We start from the raw sequence: 3,882 nt of genomic DNA, 5'->3' as shown, positions 1-3,882 counted from the left end.
AGCGAGCATTCTCGCCATGGGTATTTCAAGGGTCGGCAAGTAATCAATGGAAAAGAAATGCCAGAAACGTTGATGGAGATTGTGAAATCAACATTAACCGCGCACCCTACTAACAGCGTTATCGCTTTTAACGATAACAGTAGCGCTATTAAGGGTTATGACATTTGGACAATTATTCCGGACAGACCGGGACAGATGTCTAAATTTAATAAACAAAAATTGATGTATCATTTTTTGTTTACGGCCGAGACGCACAACTTTCCGACGGGAGTAGCTTCATTTCCTGGAGCGCAAACTGGAACCGGTGGCAGAATTCGCGATGTTCAGGCGACTGGCCGTGGCGGGTTAATGGTTGCCGGGACGGTTGGTTATGCGGTTGGAAATTTGAATCTCAATGGTTACGATTTGCCCTGGGAAATTAAATCTGTTTATCCAGATAACCTAGCAATTGCTAAGGACATCCTGATTTTCGGATCGAATGGGACGACTCGTTACGGTAACGAGATTGGCGAACCGGTTATTCTTGGTTTTGCCAGAGCCAGTGCTTCGTATTTAGCAAACGGCGAAAGACGAGAGTGGCTGAAACCGATTTTATTTACCGGAGGCATTGGTCAGATTGATCAGCGCCATCTGCAAAAACACGATGCTAAAAAGGACATGTTAATTATTGAAATTGGCGGTCCAGCCTATCGAATTGGATTTGGAGGCGGTGCGGCATCTTCACTTATGCAAGGTGAGAATCGCGCCGATCTTGATTTCAATGCCGTACAACGCGGTGATGCGGAGATGGAACAAAAAATGAATAGGGTTGTTAGAGCCTGCATCGAAATGGGCTTTGATAATCCAATCGTTAGTATCCATGACCAAGGTGCCGGCGGACCAGCCAATGTTCTTAAGGAGTTGGTTGAGCATGCTGGCGGTATAATCGACATTCGGAAAATTACCAGTGGCGACCCGACTTTATCAGTTTTGGAAATTTGGGTTTGCGAGTTCCAGGAACGGAACGGGTTGCTTATTTATCCAAGGAGCTTGGAAATGTTTCGAGCGATTTGTGATAGGGAAAAGGTAAACTGCGAAGTTTTAGGAACGGTTACTGGCGATGGCATCTTTACTGTTTATGACAGTAGTAATACTGAAGTCCCGGTGCAGATGGAATTGAAATCTGTTTTAGGCGGCATGCCGCAAAAAACTTTTATTTCCAATGATGTCCCCTTAGAACTTAAACCGCTTGAGCTTCCCAAAGACCTGACGGTTTCTGATGCTCTGGAAAGAGTTTTAAAACTCTTGTCAGTTGGTTCTAAAAGATTTTTGACCAACAAGGGCGATCGGAGTGTAACCGGTTTGATTGCACAACAACAATGTTGCGGTTTTGCGCAGCTGCCAGTTTCTGACGTTGCGGTAATTTCGCAAAGTCATTTTGCGAATGATCAAGGCCTTTATTCTGGAGCAGCGACATCAATCGGCGAACAACCGATAAAGATGTTGGTTGATCCGGAAGCGGGTGCGCGGATGGCGGTTACGGAAGCGGTGACAAACATGGCCAGCGCTTTTATTTCTGATTTATCATTTGTGAAATGTTCCGTGAATTGGATGGGTGCGCCGAAACTTGAGGGAGAAGGAGTTCGCTTGTATAGAGCCGCCGAAGCGATGCGAGATTTCATGATTGAAATTGGTTTGGCGGTTGATGGCGGAAAAGATTCGCTGTCGATGGCGACAAAAGTAAATCATCCCGATGGTAAAAATGAGTTGGTGAAATCGCCGCTAGAGATGGTTGTCTCGGCGTATTGTTCAATGATTGACGTTACGAAAGTAGTAACGCCGGATATTAAACGCCCAGGCGACAGTCGCATCATGCACATTGATTTAGCTAACGGTCGGCGTCGTTTAGGCGGCTCCGCCCTGGCTCAAGTTTTTGGGCAGATTGGCAATGATTGTCCGGACATGGAGGAACCGCAAATTTTGGTTAAGACATTCGATGTCATACAGGAGTTAATTTTCAAGGATTTAATTTTATCATGCCACGACATTAGTGACGGCGGTATGATAGTTTCATTATTGGAAATGTTATTTTCCGGGAGTTGCGGATTTGAAGGAGCCTTAAATTCTGATCGTTTCTCCTTGTTCGATGATTTGTTCGCTGAAGAAGCCGGTTGGTTAATTGAATATTTGCCCAAGGATGAGGAGAAGATTCTTTCATTATTAAAGCCAACTAATTCTGCTTGTCAGGTTCTGGGTTATACAATGGCCAGCCCAAAAATCAGAATTTTTGATTCACCGGGTGACAGGATGGTTCTTGATGAAGGAGTGATTTTTTACGAAGATGTATTCAAGTTAAGACAAATTTGGGAGGAAACCAGTTATCAACTCGAGAAGCTGCAGTGCAACCCGGATTGTGTTGAAGAAGAAAGGCGCAACATTTTTGATATTGATTCTAATTCTCCTTACAGCCTGTCTTTTGCTCCGGCACCGACCCCGTATCGCATTTTAGCCAAGAAAAATCGTCCGAAGGTGGCGATAATTCGCGAGGAAGGATCCAACGGGGACAGGGAAATGACATCGTACTTTGAGCTTGGTGGTTTTGAAGCCTGGGATGTTAACATGACGGATTTGCTAACAAAAAAAGTTGACCTCGCTGATTTTCGCGGGATAGCTTTTGTTGGCGGGTTTAGTTATGCCGACGTGTTAGACTCAGCCAAAGGCTGGGCGGCAACAATTTTGTTCAATCAGAATCTGAGAAAAATGTTTGACGATTTTTATTCTCGTCAAGACACCTTCTCTTTGAGTGTTTGTAACGGATGTCAGCTCGCTTCTCTCTTGGGATGGGTTCCGGTTAAAAATTTGCCGGGAGACTATCAACCCCGATTTATCAGAAACAAGTCTGGCCGCTTTGAATCAAGATTCGCCACTGTCAAAATTTTTGATAGTCCAGCGATTATGTTAAAAGGCATGGTTGGATCGGTTTTGGGAATTTGGGTTGCTCATGGCGAAGGTAAGTTGCATGTCGGTAATAGAATTAATTGGAGCGAGCTGAAGAAATTTGCTCCGATCCGATATGTAGACGATCTTGGTGAGCCAACAGAAGCTTATCCATTTAATCCGAATGGATCGGCGGAAGGCATCACTGCTTTGTGCGACGCAACCGGACGGCACCTCGCAATGATGCCACATCCCGAACGCGCTTTTCTGAAGTGGCAATGGGCCTATATGCCTGAAAGCTGGAAGCAGAAATTGGAAGCTTCGCCATGGATGAGAATGACACAAAACGCTTATGACTGGTGTAAAACGCACTAGCCATAAAGGTACTTTATAGAAAAAATCCCGTTGTCAGTAATGATAACGGGATTCTTTTTTATTACGAGGCTGGAGCGGGAGTATCGCGCTCGCTTTTTTAGCAAAAAGCTCACTTGTCCAGACCGGCCGCTAAGCGCTGCGCTCGCTCGCGCTTATCGTCGCTCGTTCAATAGTTGTCGCTCACGCTCCTCCTATTATCTCGCTCGCCGCTTGTTCTACTCCCTTCTATCTTGGTAATAAAAATAACTAGCACTTCGTACTAGTTATTTTTATTACGAGGCTGGAGTGGGAGTCGAACCCACGAATGGCGGTTTTGCAAACCGCAGCGTTAGACCACTTCGCCATCCAGCCGTTTTTATGATTATTTGAATTTTAACCTATCTTATTTAAGTTGTAAACTAGGGTCGACTTTTAGTTTATTGAAAGGGATAGTTTTTCTTTTATAAACTAAGAAGGCGGCCGCGGTCGCAATCATAGCGGCGTTGTCGGTTGTATATTCTCTTTCCGGTACCAGAAATTTTGTTTTCGGAAAATTTATTTTAACCGCTTCGGCCATTTTAATTCTTAACACTTCATTAGCACTCACCCCGC

At 44.7% G+C, this 3,882-nt stretch carries 1 protein-coding gene, 1 tRNA gene and 1 pseudogene; 1 reads left to right on the top strand and 2 read right to left on the bottom strand.

Going from position 1 to position 3,882, the window contains the following annotated elements; genetic code table 11:
• A partial coding sequence (gene purL / locus ACYC56_RS13115; RefSeq protein ID WP_461374621.1) for a phosphoribosylformylglycinamidine synthase occupies nt 1-3,291 on the top strand: 3,291 nt, incomplete at its 5' end.
• Nucleotides 3,292-3,568: 277 nt separating this feature from the next.
• Here the strand turns inward: purL and ACYC56_RS13110 are convergent.
• A tRNA-Cys gene (locus ACYC56_RS13110) sits at nt 3,569-3,642 on the bottom strand.
• 31 nt (nt 3,643-3,673) lie between these two features.
• Nucleotides 3,674-3,882: pseudogene (locus tag ACYC56_RS13105) on the bottom strand (tRNA (adenosine(37)-N6)-threonylcarbamoyltransferase complex transferase subunit TsaD); the annotation flags it as partial.

This window comes from Candidatus Aquicultor sp. (genome assembly GCF_054640775.1).
This window is presented reverse-complemented; position numbering and strand designations above follow the sequence as displayed.